Origin of the sequence: Vibrio sp. 10N.222.48.A3, from assembly GCF_041475345.1 — a bacterium.
Lineage (GTDB): Bacteria > Pseudomonadota > Gammaproteobacteria > Enterobacterales > Vibrionaceae > Vibrio > Vibrio tasmaniensis_A.
In genome coordinates this window covers 1-1,086 of the sequence record NZ_JBFRVX010001765.1, presented here as the reverse complement: position 1 = coordinate 1,086, position 1,086 = coordinate 1, and the positions used below count along the sequence as shown (strand labels likewise).

The following is a 1,086-nucleotide window of genomic DNA, read 5'->3' as shown; positions in this document are numbered from 1 at the left end:
AGATCGAGTAAAACGAGAACATGTTGTTTTTCTGTTCCTTTACAGGCTTTGATACGCTTGACTCTTCGTATTATCTCGGTGCGACTATACGCCTTTGTCATGGCATCGATTGCTGCTTTCGCACGAATGGCTTTGTTTGTGAAGATCATAAAGCTAGCCGCACACAGCAATAGAATAACAATGATGTTATACACCATCCTTTGATGTTCCATCTTTTCGATTTGAAGTCGGTCTAAATTTGCTTGATGTCTCAGGAAAGAACTCTCTAGTTCTTTTTCGTACCGAGCATGAGCTAGATCTAGTGCTTCAAAAGCTAACCTGTTATCTATATCTCGGGTTTCGAACTGTATTAAGGAGTATCGCTGATAGAAATAGAAAGCTTGCTTGTAATCGCTGAGTGTCTGATGAATATCAGATAGTTGAAGTAGTGCTTGAGCGGTGTACTTATGTCTTGTGACTTGTTCGGATAGCTCCAAAGCTTGTTGTGCATAATTGAGCGCTTCCGTTTTAAGTTTTTGGTCTTCGAACATATCGCTGATTGCCAAGAAAGCGTTGATTCGAATGACATCGTTGTTTAGCTTGCTTGAAGCTGATAGAGACTCTACTAAGTAGTCTCTCGCCAAATCATAGTTCTTCGTCTGCGTGTATGCTTTTCCTAAACCAAGAGTTGTTAGCGCAATACCGTAGCTATGAGGTGATGTAGTCAACAGTGCTTTTGCTTTTTGAAAGTGATTAATTGCTAGGTCACTTTGTCCTTGATTAAGGTAAAGATCTGCAAGGCTATGATGAACTTGTGCTTTCATCAAATCAGAAGCATCCGATCTCAGAGCGAGTGCTTCTATGAGGTACTCAGCCGATTTATCATATTGCTTTAACTCTTTGAGCAAATTACCCACATCGTTATAGATCCCCGAAATATCGTGTCCTTGTGGGAACACGCTTATCAGTGATAGGTAAGTATCTAGCGCGGCTTGATAGTCGCTGCGGAAATGGTGATTGTTAGCGATCACTCGATAAGTGCCAAATTTTGGTAATACAGGGTCAGCAATGTCATGCAAATCCGACTGAAGTGCAGAACAATAATAG

1 protein-coding gene is annotated in these 1,086 nt (G+C 41.0%); it reads right to left on the bottom strand.

Annotation, left to right across the window (positions count from 1 at the left end):
• Positions 1-1,086, bottom strand: a 1,086-nt coding sequence (locus AB4653_RS28810; protein WP_372106064.1) for a tetratricopeptide repeat protein, incomplete at both ends; no start/stop codon positions are given.